We start from the raw sequence: 14146 nt of genomic DNA on the forward strand, positions 1-14146 counted from the left end.
GATCCATCGGGTGGCGGAGAGTTGCACACACGACTCCCCGGCAGTGCCCGGCAGCCGTGAATGGGACCATGTGAGGCATGACAGCCTCGCTCGTCGCCAAGGACATCGCCGGTGGATATGCACATCGGGTGCTGTTCGATCACCTCGATCTGACGGTCGCACCAGGCGACGTGGTCGGGGTACTCGGGGCCAACGGCGCGGGCAAGTCGACGTTGCTGCGCGTCCTCGCGGGTGAGCTCGCACCGTTGGAAGGCACTGTGACCCGCGCCCCGGCTGATGCCTTCGTCGGCTGGTTGCCGCAGGAACACGAACGCGTGCAGGGCGAGACGGTCGCGCAGTACGTCGCACGCCGAACAGGCTGTGCCGCCGCGACGCAGGCGATGGAGGCTGCGGCGGCCGCCCTCGGCGACGACGACCACTCAGGGCCCGACGACCCGGCCGACGCCTACGCGACCGCCCTTGATCGCTGGCTCGCCTGTGGCGCCGCGGACCTCGACGAACGTCTGCCCGCAGTTCTTGCCGACCTCGGGCTGCCGGCGGGCGACGTCGCTGCGGGCTCTGCACTGATGACTGGCCTTTCCGGTGGGCAGGCCGCACGGGTCGGACTGGCGGCACTGCTGTGCTCACGATTCGACGTCGTGCTGCTCGACGAACCGACCAACGACCTCGACCTCGACGGACTCTCCCGCCTCGAAGACGTCGTCGCCGGTATGCGCGGAGGCGTCGTGCTTGTCAGTCACGATCGAGAGTTCATGGCGCGCAGCGCGACTCGGATCGTCGAACTGGATCTCGTCCAGCACACCAACACGGTCTACAACGGCGGATACGAAAGCTACCTGAAGGAGCGGGAGATCACCCGACAGCATCGTCGCGCGGAGTATGAGGAGTTCGCCGAGAAGAAGGCAGATCTCGTGGCGCGAGCGCGTACTCAGCGGGAATGGTCGAGTCATGGCGTGCGCAACGCGATTCGCAAGGCGCCCGACAACGACAAGATCCGACGCAGAGCGGCAAGCGAATCCAGCGAGAAACAGGCGCAGAAGGTGCGTCAGATGGAGAGCCGGATCGCTCGCCTCGACGAGGTCGCCGAGCCCCGCAAGGAATGGGTGCTCGAGTTCACCATCGGGTCAGCACCCCGATCGAGTTCAGTGGTCGCGACACTCACCAATGCGGTGGTGCGACGCGGCGACTTCACTCTGGGCCCCGTCTCGCTTCAGGTGAACGCCGGTCAGCGCATCGGCATCACCGGACCGAACGGCGCGGGAAAGTCGACGCTGCTCGGTGTGTTGACCGGTCGCATCGTGCCCGACGAGGGCACCGCACAGCTCGGCGCGAGTGTCGCGATCGGCGAAATCGACCAGGCGCGTGGTCAATTCGCCGGACCGCAGCTACTCGCCGAGCGCTTCGAGCAACTCGTGCCGGAGTTCACGACAGCCGAGGTGCGCACGCTGTTGGCCAAATTCGGGCTGCGCGCCGATCACGTCGACCGACCGGTCGCCGACCTGTCGCCGGGCGAACGGACTCGTGCGGCACTGGCATTGCTGCAAGCGCGAGGAGTCAACGTGCTCGTGCTCGACGAACCGACCAACCACCTCGATCTCCCCGCGATCGAACAGCTCGAATCGGCACTCGAGTCCTTCGACGGTGCGGTGCTGCTCGTCACCCATGATCGGCGGATGATCGACGGCGTTCGCCTTGACACACGCTGGCGCGTCGAGGATGGACGAGTCGCAGAGCTGTGACGTGCAAGTGACCTGGCGCAGGAGTCGGTCGACTCCACAGCAACAGATGTCATCCATCGAGCTATTTCTGACCGAAAGGATCGCGATGAAAGACTCATCGACAAAGAGCCGCTGGACCACCCGCCCCGAGACGAACGCCGACATCGACGCGATCCGCCATGTCGTCCTCTCCGCCTTCGACACCGCGGAGGAAGCCGACCTCGTCGACGCCCTGCGGGCCGATCCCGATGCCTGGATCGATGGTCTGTCGTATGTCGCCACCGACGACGCCGGCGCGGTCGTCGGTCAGGCGCTGCTGACCCGCTGCCACATCGGAACGACGCCCGCGTTGTGTCTCGCGCCGTGTGCTGTGCTACCCGAACATCAGAGAACCGGGGCGGGATCGGCGGCCATTCGCGCAGTGCTGTCGGCTGCTGCGGCTCAGGGCGAACACTTCGTCACCGTGATGGGACATCCGGATTACTACCCCCGGTTCGGCTTCACGCGGGCGTCCAGCCACGGGATCACCCTCAACGTCGACGTCCCCGACGACGCGCTGATGGCCATGAGCCTCGACGATCAGCCCCTGCCGAGCGGCCTCATCCACTACGCGAAGCCGTTCGGCATCTGATACGGGTACCTGCGGGCGACTCGCCGCGGTCGGGCACAGTGTTCGGTATGCGTCCTGCCGACCCCGAACCCTTCACGGTTGCTACCTTCAACGTCAATGGGATTCGGGCGGCGCGTCGTCGAGGATTCGATCGCTGGCTCGCCGAACGCGCGCCCGACGTCGTTGCACTCCAAGAATTACGTTGCCCTGCATCAGAACTGGGTGACTTTCCCGGGTACGCGGTCGCCGCCGACGTGGGATCGGTGGCCGGCCGCAACGGCGTCGCGATTCTGACCAGGACGAGCCCGACAGCGGCGCGTACCTGGGTGTCGCATCCGCCGCGCGCCCGTGGACTCTCCGAGTTCGCCACGCAGGGGCGATACGTCGAGGTGGATCTGTCCGATCGTCCGGTCACCATCGCCTGCATCTACCTGCCGAAGGGTGGACTCCCGGCACACCGGCAGCGTCCCGGAGCCATGCGCAACGCACCGGACGGTGGCGCGAAGTACGAACGCAAACAACGCTTTCTGGCGGGTTTCGGTCGAGAGCTGAGCCGGAATCGCCTGGCTGCGATGCGGAAGGGTCGCGAGTTCCTACTCGTCGGTGATCTGAACATCGCGCACACTGAGTTCGACGTGACCAACTGGAGAGCAGCGAGGTCGATGGACGGCTTCCTCCCCGAAGACCGCGCATGGTTCGATTCCGTCCTGGGCCGTCGTCGACTGGTCGACGTCGTGCGACAGGTGCACGGCGACCAACCAGGACCGCTGACCTGGTGGAGCTGGGCGGGGGAGTCGTTCACCAAGGACGTCGGCTGGCGCGTCGATCATCAGCTCGCGACACCCGGTCTCGCTCGTCGGGCCGTGTCGGTCGCCGTGGACAAAGAACCCTCGCCCGAGCAGCGTCTGTCCGACCACGCACCACTCGTGGTGTCTTATCGATGAAGGCGACGGAGTGTCGTCGGAGGAAGCGCACGGCGGAACCATCAGCGCGCGACGCACCTCAGCCGGAATTCAACTCGACCTGGACTGCCGACCGTCACCGCCGGTTGAGTCGGCATCATGGAGGTATGCGGATCACCACGTCAGAGCAATTGAGGGACGTCGTCGGGCATCCCGCGGAGATCATCGCCAACAAGGTCCGGTCGCAGCTCCTGCAAGCCCACGTCGACTGGCTTGTCGCGACGCCGATGCTGTTCCTGGCCACCTCCGATAGTTCCGGCCGCGTCGACGTCTCGCCCAAAGGCGATCCCGCAGGAAAAGTGGTGCACGTCATCGACGCTCGCACCATCGCCATCCCTGAACGGCCGGGCAACCGACGGGTGGACGGTTACGAGAACATCCTCACCAACCCGCACGTGGGTGCGATCGCCGTGATTCCCGGCAGAGGCGACACCCTCAGGGTCAACGGCTCGGCGCGCATCGTCGACGACGGCCCGTACTTCGATCAGCTGGCCGTCCGGGGTAAGCGGCCGATCCTCGCCGTCGAGGTCGCCGTCGAAGAAGTGTTCTTCCACTGCTCCAAAGCGTTTCTCAGGTCGGAACTCTGGAAGCCGGAGACGTGGCAACCCGAGAGCGTGCCGAACACCGCGACGCTTGCCAAACAAGTAATGGAGGGCCTCGACGACGTACCTGACGAAGAGTTCGGTGACGAGGCCTATCGGGCCTGGCTCTACTGAGTTTCGCGTTCGTACGGCGTCTTCTCACCTGCAGTCACGTCGAAGTCCAGGTGATTGCCCGCCGGTGGCAGCGGGCAGGTCGCGAAGTCGATGAACGCGCACGGCAGGTTGACGGCTCGATTGAAGTCGAGTGCCACGCGTCCACCGTTCAGGAGAACGTCGTCCGTCGCGTCGACGGACAGGCTCCGATTCGCCGCGTACGTGCTCACGCCCGAGGTGTCATCGGTGAACAGGACGCTCAATCCACCCTGCTTGCCGTTGAAAGCGACGAGTCTGCGCTGGTTCCCGCCCCAGTCGAAGACCAGTTCACCGGGGGAGACGTACACATGTGCCAAGCCCTCCGCGACGGCGCCGATCGTCACCGGCTGTGGCTCCCCGTATGGTTCGAATCGCGCCTCGACGACCCACGCCGTATCGGGCGCATACGCCGGCACCCCGTGAAAGTCGCGGACTGCCGGTGCATCTGCGTCGTGCACGCGGATCACATAGCCGTCGCCGCGCCGAGCAACCTCGATGTGAACGCCGTCGACCTCGATCACCTCGCCCGGACCGGTTGGCTGCAGCTCGAAGTCACGGGCGGCGAACGTTTCGGCGTCGCCGGGGCGCAGGTGGGCGGTGCTGCCGTCGAACCACCAGAGTCCCGGCAGACCGTCGAAGCGGGCAGGCTCGGTATCGAGCCATTCGAGACGGTTGATCGAGAGCCAACCGAGCGGTGCCGCGAGATCACGCTCGCGGGCGGCGTGCCACTGCTGCCATTCCTCAGCGAAGCCATCCTCGGCAGACGTTGCCGATGTGGACACTGTTCGGGTCATCCGATGCTCCCTGGATCGTTCGCGTTACTGACGTCCACTGCAACGACGAGGAGTAGACCGTCATGCCCACAGACGCCCGCTGGGTCCAACCCTTGACTCGGCGTCGGCCGCCCCTGCAGCCCCTCGTGCACGCGCTCACCAGGCTGGCATCGTTTGTCCGAATGAGCATCGGACAGCAGTCGCTAGCCTGGCCGGATGAACCCGTCCCGATACTGGCGTAACGACTTCGACGATGCCATCCCGCGACGCGTGCGCGCAGGCGAACCCGACTGGGCGCGCGGTTCGAGACTGCCGCGCTCGGTGGTCAAGAGTCTGCAGAAGTTCCAGGTTGGGGAAAGCGGTGACGGTGCGCACCTGATTGCCAAAGCGGACTCGACCGGCGACACGGATTACGCACACGCGGTGCGGCTGTTCGTCGCAGAAGAGCGCAATCACGCGCGAATGCTCGAGGAACTGCTATGTGCCGCTGGCGCTGTTCCAATCGATCGACACTGGTCGGATGCCGTGTTCGTGCGACTCCGACGCTCGATGGGGCTGCGGGTGGAGATCATGATCCTCGCGATCGCCGAGGTGATCGCGCTGCGCTACTACCGTGCGCTCGCGGAGGGGGACGACGCTCTTCTCACCGAGGTTGCCGAGCGGGTTCTCGCCGACGAGTTGCGCCACGTGCCGTTTCAGTGCCACCGCCTGCGCGCGGGATTTGCGCGCACTCCGACGTGGCAGCGCGCCGGTATCGCTGCGGCCTGGCGTGGGCTGGCGCTGGCGGTCTCTGCGCTTGTCGCCGTCGACCACGGTGGTGCGCTCAGGGACCTGGGTGTCGGGAGATGGCGATTCGTCGTCGAGACCCGGCGGTTGTTCGCCGACGCATCCGACGCGGCGTTCGGTCAGGCCCGCGAACTCGCGGACGACGGCTTGCCGACGTCCGGACAGCCCGCTGGGGTCCACGTGGGCTGAAGCGATCAGCCGTCGAGGGCGTCCACGAAGGCGCCTTGCCACACCGTGTCGAATGGTGTGTGCGCCGAGACGCGCCCGTTGATTCCTGCCGTGGTGAACTCTTTGGCGAATGCGACGGCATCACCGATCTCCGCGCCCTTCGCCAACTCGGCGGTGATGGCCGCGGCGAGTGTGCATCCGGCCCCCGAGACTCGCTCGGATCCGACCTTGGGTGCGGCGAGGACGGTCACCTCGGAGCCGTCGAAGAGCACGTCGACGGCGTCGTCCCCGGGAAGTTCGACGCCGCCCTTGGCGACAACGTACTTCGGGCCGAGGTCTGCGATGCGGCGGGCGGCCTCTGCGAGATCGTCGACGCTGCTGATCTCGTCCATGCCGGAGAGGATTTGTGCCTCGAAGAGATTCGGTGTGACGACGGTCGCGAGCGGAATGATCTTCTCGCGCAACGCCGTATCGGTGTCGAGTGCGGCGCCCGGTTCCTGGCCCTTGCAGATGAGTACCGGGTCGACGACGACATGCCGCCACTGTCGCGCGGCGAGAGCGTCGGCGACGACGTCAATGGTTGCGGGAGTCCCGAGCATGCCGACCTTGACCACGTCGAGGTCGTGGGTCGCTGTGGCCGCCTCGATCTGGTCGGCGATGACCTGTGGCTCGATCGGGACGAACCGGTGTGCCCAGTCGTTCCCGGGGTCGAACGAGACGATGCACGTGATGGTGCCGACGCCGTAGACACCGAGTTCCTGGAAGGTTTTCAGATCGACCTGAAGACCTGCGCCGCCCGTCGCTTCCGAACCGGCAATGACATATGCGAAATCAACCACAACTCAAGCCTACGATCTCGCTGCAAGCCGATGTGGGTCGGTCAGGTGCCGCGGACCAGGCCCGTGCCGGAGTCAAGCGATCCAGACGGTCTTGATGTTGCAGAACTCGTGGATGCCGTGCGAGGTCAGTTCGCGTCCATAGCCTGATCGCTTGATCCCGCCGAATCCGAGTTCGGGGTACGAGGTGGTCATGCCGTTGATGAACACCTGGCCCGACTCGATCCGATCGATGAACTGCTCCTGCTCGGCAGCATCTGTCGTCCACGCGTTGCCACCGAGACCGAACGTGGTGTCGTTGGCGATCGCGATGGCGTCGTCGATGTTCTCGACGCGGTACAACGCGGCTACAGGACCGAAGGCTTCGGCCGAGTAGATGTCCATCTCCTCGGTGATGTCGGCGAGGATCGTCGGCTCGTAGAACCAACCGGGCCGGTCGACTCGGCTGCCCCCGATGAGGACTTTGGCACCCTTACCGACTGCATCGTCGACGAGTTCTTCGAGATCGGTACGTCCCTGTTCGGTGGCGAGTGGCCCGACGTCGGTGGCTTCGTCGGTCGGATCCCCGACGACGAGCGAGCGGAATCCCTCGGTGAAGGCATCGACGAACTCGTCGTAGACATCGGTGTGGACGATGAATCGCTTTGCGGCGATACAGGATTGGCCATTGTTCTGTACGCGCGCGGTCACCGCGGTCTTCGCCGCCTGCGCGATCTCGGCGCTGGGCATCACGATGTAGGGATCACTGCCCCCGAGTTCGAGGACCGTGTGCTTGACCTCGTCACCGGCGATCGCAGCCACCGATCTGCCCGCCGGTTCGCTACCGGTCAGCGTCGCGGCTGCCACCCGCGGATCGCGCAGAATGGACTCGACCTTGCTCGAGCCGATCAACAGAGTCTGGAAACAACCGTCGGGAAATCCAGCACGGCGCAACACGTCTTCGAGATAGAGCGCCGACTGTGGCACGTTCGATGCGTGCTTGAGGATGCCGACGTTGCCCGCCATCAGGGCAGGCGCGGCGAAACGGACGGCCTGCCAGAGTGGAAAATTCCACGGCATGACGGCCAGCACCACACCGAGTGGCTGATACCGCATGTAGGCGCGGCTTGCGCCGACGGCGTCGGCATCCGCGGCCTCGTCGGCGAGCATCGCGGCTCCGTGGTCTGCGTAGTAACGAAATCCCTTCGCGCATTTAAGAGTTTCCGCTTTCGCCGAGGCGAGGGTCTTACCCATCTCCTCCGTCATCATCGCTGCGACGCTGTCGGCCTCGGCCTCGAGTAGATCGGCGGTCGCGTGAAGCCAGGCCGCTCGTTGCTCGAACGTGGTCGTGCGATAGTCGGCGAAACCGCGTACCGCACGATCGAGTGCTTCGTCGACCTGTGCGTCGGTGAGTGAATCGAACTCCCGGACGGTCTCTCCGGTCGCCGGGTTGATGGTGGCAATGGCCATGTCACTGGTCCTTCCGCATAGGGGTCTGATTCCATGCCTACCACTCGTGATCGAAACGTTGCGTCGGCGCCGGAATCCCGGTCGCATCTCGCGCGTTGTGCGATCCATGAGCGAACAACCAGAACTGAGCCCGAGCGAGTGGGTACGCGACCAGACGAAGAAGATCCTCGAGCAGGGCACCACCGACGGCGTGCAGGTCGGAGATCGCCCGGTCGTGCTGTTCACCACAACCGGTGCCAAGTCGGGAAAGAAGCGGTACACGCCACTCATGCGGGTGGAGGAAAACGGCAAGTACGCGATGGTGGCATCCAAGGGCGGCGCACCGGAGCATCCCGCTTGGTACTACAACGTGAAGGCCCACCCGCAGGTCACAGCCCAGGATGGTGACAAGGTGTACGAACTGACCGCACGCGAGGTCGACGGCGACGAGCGCGCGCACTGGTGGGAACTCGCCGTCGCCGCGTTCCCCGATTATGCGGAATATCAGACCAAGACCGATCGCCAGATCCCGGTATTCGTCCTGGAGTAGTCGGAGTCCGACGGTTGGTCGTAGACCCCAGCCAACGGCCGGGGGAGTCGACGGCCACACGGCTTCGGGTGATCTCCGTCGCAACCCGTGGACTTCAAGTCGCATTGAAGTCTTATCGTCGACGGCATGCAGCCATTGTCTGACGTGGTGGATGCACGCACGGCCTTCACCACCGCGTTTCGTCTCCATCCCGCCGGGGTCGCGATCGTTGCCGCAGACGGTCCCGATGGTCTGGTTGGTCTGACGGTCTCCAGCCTCGCCTCCGTGGCGGTCGACCCGTTCGCGGTCTCGTTCTCGGTCACCAGTTCGCGGGGGAGCGCGGGGGCGGCGCTGTCGGCCAACAGCATCGCGATCAGCCTGCTCGACGCCCGCCACGTCGACGTTGCGCGGGCGTTCGCGCAGCCGGGGGCGCCTCGATTCACCCCGGAGCAGGGCTGGACCCGATTCGACTCGGGTGAGCCGATTCTCGAGGACGCGCACGCGGCGCTGAGGTGCGTGATCGATTCGACGGTTGCCGTCGGGTCGTCGACGTTGGTGCTCGCCGAGGTGATCGAGACCCGGCTCGGCCCGGCGGGAGCACCGATGGTGTACCGGGATCGCGCATTTCACACGCTGGACTGATCCCGCGGTGATCAGTCCTCGGGTAGTCCGGCAAACGTCTGCTTGATGCCCGTGTACCAACCCAGTGACTGCCGCGGGTGGCGCCACCGGCGTTTCATCGCATCCCTCGCCTTCTGATGGCTGGCGTCGCCGAGCTTCTCGGCTTCCTTCAGGTGCTGATCCTGGGCCTTGATGATCTCGTCCGCGGTGGCACCGTGGTGCGCCAGGTCGCAGGGGCCTCCGAGCTGGATGCAGGTCATGGTCTTCATCGACTTACTCCTCGTTTTCGCGACAGCGGTTCTCCGCCGCGGATTGCTGATGGGGTACACATTGCTGACGACGCGGCGACCGGAAACGTGACGCGGTTGCCGAGCACCCGGCGCATGAGGCCGAGGTGCGACGGGGGTCAGATTCGCGGCGTGTCCCGGTCGCGTCGGATAACCCGCGAGAGAAGTGCGGGGTCGGCCCGGAAGGTGATGCGGGCAACGTCACCGTCGACCAGCTCGAAATCGAACACAACGGCTGCGGCGCCGCGGTGGAACCACGCCGCTGCCGGGCGTTCGTCAACAAGGACCGGCAGCGCAGCACTGGCGCTGCCGTTGAAGAACTCCGCGATGCTGCGACGGCCGTCGATCGCGCCCGGGGTGCCGGCTGCGATCGCCTCATCATCGGCCCGCACCTCGGCGTTTGGCGCCAACAACTCGAGCAGCCGCTCGAAATCACCGTCGCGAGCCGCATTCATGAACGCGTCGACGATCTCCCAATCGGCGAGCGCATCGTCAGGAGTGGGCTGACGGACCTTGGCGCGTGCGCGTGACGCGAGTTTTCGTGCTGTGGTCGGCGTGACGTCGAGTGCTGACGCGATGGTCGAGAAGTCGAAGCCGAAGGAATCGTGCATCACAAACGCCACACGCTCGGCAGGGGTGAGGCGGTCGAGCACCATGGTCAGTGCGAGTCCCACGGAATCGGCGAGCGCCACGGTGTCCGCCGGGTCGGGGTCGTCGGAGCGTTCGTCCACCGTCGGTTCCGCGGCCTCGGGAACCCGTGCGCGCAGCCGGTCCAGGCACAGTCGGCTGGTCACTGTCGTCAGCCATGCGGGCAGGTTCTCGATGACGGCGTCCGTCGAGTTCATCCGCAACCACGCCTGCTGCACCACGTCGTGTGCCTCGGTGTCGTCGCCGAGTACGCGTGCCGCCAGCCGCACCAGTCGCGATCGTTCACGTTCGAATTCGATGGTGAGGTCGGGGCGCCTCTCGTCCATGCCGCTTCTCTTTTCATATCTGTTCACACATCATCGACGTGGTAGCAGGCACAGTTGTGACAGGAAGGTTGACCGGTGTGTCGAGCAGGAATCGGCCTCTCACGGTGCGCTCACCGCTGCGCGAATCCCCAGCGGATCGCCTCCACGAATCGATCGACGTCGTCGGCGGTGGTGTCCCAGGCGGTCATCCAGCGCACCTCGCCCACGCCTCGGTCCCAGTCGTAGAAGTGCACTTTCTCGCGGATGCGGTCGGCGGTCTCGTTGGGCAGTCGCGCGAAGACGGTGTTGGACTCCGTCCGCTGGGACAACGCGAGCCCGGTCAGCGCACCGTCAGCGATTCCCCTCTCCAGCGCGGCGCGCAGCCGCGCCGCCATGGCGTTCGAGTGCGTCGCGTTGCGAATGCCGAGGTCGTCGTCGAACAGGGCGAGCAACTGTGCCGAGGTGAACCGCATCTTGCTCGACAACTGGGTCGTCGACTTGCGCAGGAACCCGGCCCCCGGCGCCCGGGCCGGGTCGATGACGACGACGGCCTCGGCGGCCATGGTTCCGTTCTTCGTGCCACCGAGGCTCACGATGTCGACGCCGACGTCGGTCAGGAATTCCCGAAAGGGTTGTCGGAGTGCGGCTGCGGCGTTCCAGAGTCGTGAGCCGTCGACGTGGACGGCCATCCCGAGGCGATGCGCGGTCTCGCAGAGTTCAGCGATCTCCACAGCCGTATACAGGGTGCCGAGTTCGGTCACCTGCGTGATGCTCACGGCGAGGGGTTGCGCGAGTTGCTCGTCGCCGAGGGCAAGCGCCTCCATCTCGATCTGTGGGGGAGTCAATTTGCCGTCGGCGGTGTCCACGCCGATCACCTTGATTCCCGAAAGACGTTCGGGTGCAGCCCCTTCGGAGGTGTTGATGTGCGCACTGAGCGGAGCAATGACCGCTCCCCATCGGGGGAGCACGGCCGACAGCGCGACGACGTTGGCGCCCGTGCCGTTGAACAGTGGATACACCTCGGCCGTGTCTCCGAAATGATCGCGGACCACGTCGCCGAGTCGGCGGGTGTAGTCGTCGGCGCCGTAGGGCGGTTGGTGTCCGCCGTTCGCGGTTGCCAGAGCCGCGAGGACGTCGGGGTGGATTCCGGCGTAGTTGTCGCTGGCGAAGGAATGCCGCGTGTCATCGTGCAACGAGGTGAGGGTCACGTCTCCCACGTTCCCACTGACACGTCGCCGACTCAATGCGCGCCACTTCCGCTGCACTGTGTCGGACTGTGGTGGCGCATCGGCCGGTGTTTCGCCACTCTGGAGTGTTGTCAGCGAAGTAGATTGCCACGAAACGAGATGAGACGAGATGCCTGACGTGTTCACCGCCGCCAACGGGTTCGAATTGCCGACGATCGGTTTCGGAACGTTCAAGCTCAACGGTTCTGACGGCTCGGAGATCATCGCACGTGCCATCGACACCGGCTACACCCTCATCGACTCGGCCTTCAACTACGAGAACGAGGGCGCAGTGGGCCGGGCGGTCCGCCGCGCATCAATCGATCGCGGCAAGGTGGTCGTGACGTCGAAACTGCCCGGCCGCCATCACGCCTATGATGAAGCGCTGGCGACGATCGAGGAGAGTGTCTACCGCACCGGTCTCGACCATCTCGACCTCTATCTGATCCACTGGCCCAATCCGAAGGTCGACAAGTACGTCGAGGCGTGGACCGCGCTCATCGAAGCACGACGTCGAGGACTGGTCCGCGAGATCGGTGTGTGCAACTTCCTGCCGGAGCACCTCGATCGCCTGCACGCCGAGACCTCGGTGATGCCCGTTGTCAATCAGATAGAACTGCACCCGTACTTCCCGCAAGAAGAGACGCTCGCCTACGACCGTGCGCACGGCATCATCACCGAAGCATGGAGTCCGCTGGGACGGGGCAACGACCTTCTGACGAACCCCGTCATCACCGGCATCGCCGAGCGTGTCGATGCCTCGCCGGGCCAGGTCGTGCTGGCGTGGCAGGTCGCACGGGGCGCGCTGCCTCTGCCCAAGGCCTCCTCGCCCGAGCGGCAGGTGGAAAACCTCGAGGCGCCGTCGGTGACCTTGTCCGGAGACGACATCGACGCCATCACCGCGCTGGGACGCCCCGATGGCCGTATCAATGATCAGGACCCCGCGACCTACGAGGAGTTCTGATCCGTTCGAGCTACGGATTGCAGTAAGCGGCAAGGAATTCGGCGAGCAGGCGTGCGGTGACCTCCCGCGGCAGCGACTCGACCGCGGCGATGATCGCGGGCATATCCAGGTCCGCCGCGCCGCCGTGCCGATGCGGATCGATTCCGGCTGAAACCAGGACCTCCTCCGCTGCGGCGCTGGGTAACCCGAGCGCTTGCTCGACGGTGACGGCTCCGCTGTCGAACGCTGCTGCCAGCTCGCGCAGTGCGCTCGGCGCCACCGGCGGCGGTGTACCGCGGACCTCGTCGGCGGCGCTCCTCAGTGTCGGGACGAGTTCGTCGAGCACAGCCTCTGTGACCGGAGTGATGGTCAGGTGTGTCGTGGCCGGCAGTTCGGTGCCGTCTGGTTGCGTGAACGCCGGTTGCGCCTGCAGCGCAAAGCCCCGGTTGGTGACGGCTGCTCCCCACAAGTGGGTGTCGACGGGCTCGTCCGCGTCGGGATCTGTGCGCACCGCGAGCACAGGCCCCGATGGTGCGCCGACCACGCTCAGCCCGTCGATGCCGTCGATGGCCGCCACGACGGCATCGAAGGCCTGACGGATGCGCGCGGTGAGTGCGGCATATCCGTCGGCACCCAGTGTCCGGCTGACCGCCCATGCCGACGCGAGCCCCGCGGCGGATCGCGAACCCAGCAGTGTCGGGTTCACGATCGGATAGCCGGGCCACCGAGTGATCGAGAAGAACTGGGCGCGGTGCCGGTCACGGTCACGGTGCAGCAGAATCGACGATCCCTTGGGCGCGTAGCCGTACTTGTGCAGGTCGGCCGACAAGCTGGTGACTCCGTCGACTCGGAAGTCCCACGGCGGCAGCCCGTCCCACCACGCCAGAGCGAAACCTCCGAGGCATGCGTCGACGTGAAATGCGAGATCGTGCGAGCTGGTGACCTCAGCGATCTCCGTGATCGGATCGAGCACGCCGGTCGGATAATTCGGTGCCGATGCGACGACGAGGATCGTGTCGTCGCGAATGGCGCCGGCGATGTCGTCGGCGCGCACCGCGGTCGACGGCGTCGGCACGGGTACCCGGATCGCTTCGACGCCGAACAGCTCGGCGGCCTTGAGGAACGCCGCGTGCGCGGTCGTCGGCAGGACCATGGACGCCTGTCCGGGGGTCGCGCCGGCACGATCGCGGGCAGCTTTCACCGCGAGCAGACAGCTTTCCGTCCCACCGGACGTCACCGAACCGACGGCATCCGGAGCGTGAAAAACTACGCGGCCGAATTCGATGAGGTCGCGCTCCATCGCGGCAACCGAACCGAAGACCGTCGGATCGAGTCCGTTGACCGACTGCACCATCCGTGCCGCCGAGGCCGCGACCTCGTCGAGCACGGCGAGCCCCGAGTCGTAGACATAGGACAGCACCCGCCCACCGTGCGTCGGAGCGTCCGCCGATCGGTACGTCGCCAGTAGCTGCAGGGCTGCGTCTGCTCGCTCCGTCAGATGGTGGATATCCACGGGATCGGGTGTGCCGGGAGCGGGGGAGTCGCGCGGGGTCATCGGCGGCGGTCCTTACG

At 65.8% G+C, this 14146-nt stretch carries 15 protein-coding genes; 8 read left to right on the plus strand and 7 right to left on the minus strand.

Going from position 1 to position 14146, the window contains the following annotated elements; translation table 11 throughout:
* Positions 1–77 precede the first annotated feature (77 nt).
* From LK459_RS20285 to LK459_RS20300, 4 genes are all read left to right on the plus strand, one after another.
* A complete protein-coding gene (locus LK459_RS20285) occupies positions 78–1739 on the plus strand; it encodes an ABC-F family ATP-binding cassette domain-containing protein (RefSeq protein ID WP_227920313.1) in 1662 nt (553 codons plus the stop codon).
* 85 nt (positions 1740–1824) lie between these two features.
* The gene (locus tag LK459_RS20290) at positions 1825–2349 is read left to right on the plus strand and encodes a GNAT family N-acetyltransferase (protein WP_007236575.1); all 525 of its coding nucleotides are present in this window, start codon (positions 1825–1827) and stop codon (positions 2347–2349) included.
* Positions 2350–2396: 47 nt separating this feature from the next.
* A complete protein-coding gene (locus tag LK459_RS20295) occupies positions 2397–3272 on the plus strand; it encodes an exodeoxyribonuclease III (RefSeq protein WP_227920320.1) in 876 nt (291 codons plus the stop codon).
* A gap of 125 nt (positions 3273–3397) precedes the next feature.
* Entirely contained in the window at positions 3398–4006 is a 609-nt protein-coding gene (locus tag LK459_RS20300; protein WP_227920322.1) for an MSMEG_1061 family FMN-dependent PPOX-type flavoprotein, read from the plus strand.
* On the opposite strand, the gene LK459_RS20305 is transcribed toward LK459_RS20300, so the two are convergent.
* Positions 4000–4818, minus strand: a complete 819-nt coding sequence (locus LK459_RS20305) for a DUF1684 domain-containing protein (protein ID WP_227920324.1) — start codon at positions 4816–4818, stop codon at positions 4000–4002. The two genes, LK459_RS20300 and LK459_RS20305, sit on opposite strands and share 7 nt — an antisense overlap.
* A 195-nt stretch (positions 4819–5013) precedes the next feature.
* On the opposite strand from LK459_RS20305, the gene LK459_RS20310 reads away from it, so the two are divergent.
* Positions 5014–5772, plus strand: coding sequence for a ferritin family protein (locus tag LK459_RS20310; RefSeq protein WP_227920325.1), 759 nt, complete (start codon positions 5014–5016; stop codon positions 5770–5772).
* A 5-nt stretch (positions 5773–5777) separates the two neighbouring features.
* On the opposite strand, the gene thiD is transcribed toward LK459_RS20310, so the two are convergent.
* Together thiD and LK459_RS20320 are read right to left on the minus strand one after the other, a co-directional pair.
* The gene (thiD, locus tag LK459_RS20315) at positions 5778–6590 is read right to left on the minus strand and encodes a bifunctional hydroxymethylpyrimidine kinase/phosphomethylpyrimidine kinase (RefSeq protein ID WP_227920328.1); all 813 of its coding nucleotides are present in this window, start codon (positions 6588–6590) and stop codon (positions 5778–5780) included.
* 72 nt (positions 6591–6662) lie between these two features.
* Positions 6663–8036 carry an NADP-dependent succinic semialdehyde dehydrogenase gene (locus tag LK459_RS20320; RefSeq protein ID WP_227920330.1) on the minus strand — a complete coding sequence of 458 codons (1374 nt, stop codon included), beginning with the start codon at positions 8034–8036 and terminating at the stop codon, positions 6663–6665.
* A 106-nt stretch (positions 8037–8142) separates the two neighbouring features.
* Between LK459_RS20320 and LK459_RS20325 the strand changes: the two genes are divergently transcribed.
* Positions 8143–8565: a nitroreductase family deazaflavin-dependent oxidoreductase gene (locus LK459_RS20325; protein WP_007236568.1), complete on the plus strand. Its 423-nt coding sequence runs from the start codon at positions 8143–8145 to the stop codon at positions 8563–8565.
* A gap of 126 nt (positions 8566–8691) precedes the next feature.
* A complete protein-coding gene (locus LK459_RS20330; RefSeq protein ID WP_227920332.1) occupies positions 8692–9186 on the plus strand; it encodes a flavin reductase family protein in 495 nt (164 codons plus the stop codon).
* Between the two features lie 11 nt (positions 9187–9197).
* Here the strand turns inward: LK459_RS20330 and LK459_RS20335 are convergent, their stop codons facing one another.
* From LK459_RS20335 to LK459_RS20345, 3 genes are all read right to left on the minus strand, one after another.
* Complete coding sequence (locus LK459_RS20335; RefSeq protein WP_227920342.1) at positions 9198–9434, minus strand: hypothetical protein; 237 nt, start codon at positions 9432–9434, stop codon at positions 9198–9200.
* 137 nt (positions 9435–9571) lie between these two features.
* Entirely contained in the window at positions 9572–10426 is an 855-nt protein-coding gene (locus tag LK459_RS20340; protein WP_227920344.1) for a sigma-70 family RNA polymerase sigma factor, read from the minus strand.
* 110 nt (positions 10427–10536) lie between these two features.
* Positions 10537–11613: a threonine aldolase family protein gene (locus tag LK459_RS20345; RefSeq protein ID WP_227920345.1), complete on the minus strand. Its 1077-nt coding sequence runs from the start codon at positions 11611–11613 to the stop codon at positions 10537–10539.
* Between the two features lie 148 nt (positions 11614–11761).
* Here LK459_RS20345 and LK459_RS20350 point away from each other — a divergent pair, with 148 nt between their 5' ends.
* Positions 11762–12595: an aldo/keto reductase gene (locus LK459_RS20350; RefSeq protein WP_227920347.1), complete on the plus strand. Its 834-nt coding sequence runs from the start codon at positions 11762–11764 to the stop codon at positions 12593–12595.
* Positions 12596–12605: 10 nt separating this feature from the next.
* Here the strand turns inward: LK459_RS20350 and LK459_RS20355 are convergent, their stop codons facing one another.
* On the minus strand, positions 12606–14129 hold the full coding sequence (locus tag LK459_RS20355) for a pyridoxal phosphate-dependent decarboxylase family protein (RefSeq protein WP_227920349.1): 1524 nt from the start codon (positions 14127–14129) through the stop codon (positions 12606–12608).
* Between the last annotated feature and the right edge of the window lie 17 nt (positions 14130–14146).

The sequence above is a fragment of the Gordonia otitidis genome (assembly GCF_020735545.1).
Taxonomy (GTDB): Bacteria; Actinomycetota; Actinomycetes; order Mycobacteriales; family Mycobacteriaceae; genus Gordonia; species Gordonia otitidis.

Coding starts and splice junctions, on each gene's coding strand:
- LK459_RS20285 (WP_227920313.1), top strand. CDS start 78: ATGACAGCCTCGCTCGTCGCCAAGGACATCGCCGGTGGATATGCACAT.
- LK459_RS20290 (WP_007236575.1), top strand. CDS start 1,825: ATGAAAGACTCATCGACAAAGAGCCGCTGGACCACCCGCCCCGAGACG.
- LK459_RS20295 (WP_227920320.1), top strand. CDS start 2,397: ATGCGTCCTGCCGACCCCGAACCCTTCACGGTTGCTACCTTCAACGTC.
- LK459_RS20300 (WP_227920322.1), top strand. CDS start 3,398: ATGCGGATCACCACGTCAGAGCAATTGAGGGACGTCGTCGGGCATCCC.
- LK459_RS20305 (WP_227920324.1), bottom strand. CDS start 4,818: ATGACCCGAACAGTGTCCACATCGGCAACGTCTGCCGAGGATGGCTTC.
- LK459_RS20310 (WP_227920325.1), top strand. CDS start 5,014: ATGAACCCGTCCCGATACTGGCGTAACGACTTCGACGATGCCATCCCG.
- LK459_RS20320 (WP_227920330.1), bottom strand. CDS start 8,036: ATGGCCATTGCCACCATCAACCCGGCGACCGGAGAGACCGTCCGGGAG.
- LK459_RS20325 (WP_007236568.1), top strand. CDS start 8,143: ATGAGCGAACAACCAGAACTGAGCCCGAGCGAGTGGGTACGCGACCAG.
- LK459_RS20330 (WP_227920332.1), top strand. CDS start 8,692: ATGCAGCCATTGTCTGACGTGGTGGATGCACGCACGGCCTTCACCACC.
- LK459_RS20335 (WP_227920342.1), bottom strand. CDS start 9,434: ATGAAGACCATGACCTGCATCCAGCTCGGAGGCCCCTGCGACCTGGCG.
- LK459_RS20340 (WP_227920344.1), bottom strand. CDS start 10,426: ATGGACGAGAGGCGCCCCGACCTCACCATCGAATTCGAACGTGAACGA.
- LK459_RS20350 (WP_227920347.1), top strand. CDS start 11,762: ATGCCTGACGTGTTCACCGCCGCCAACGGGTTCGAATTGCCGACGATC.
- LK459_RS20355 (WP_227920349.1), bottom strand. CDS start 14,129: ATGACCCCGCGCGACTCCCCCGCTCCCGGCACACCCGATCCCGTGGAT.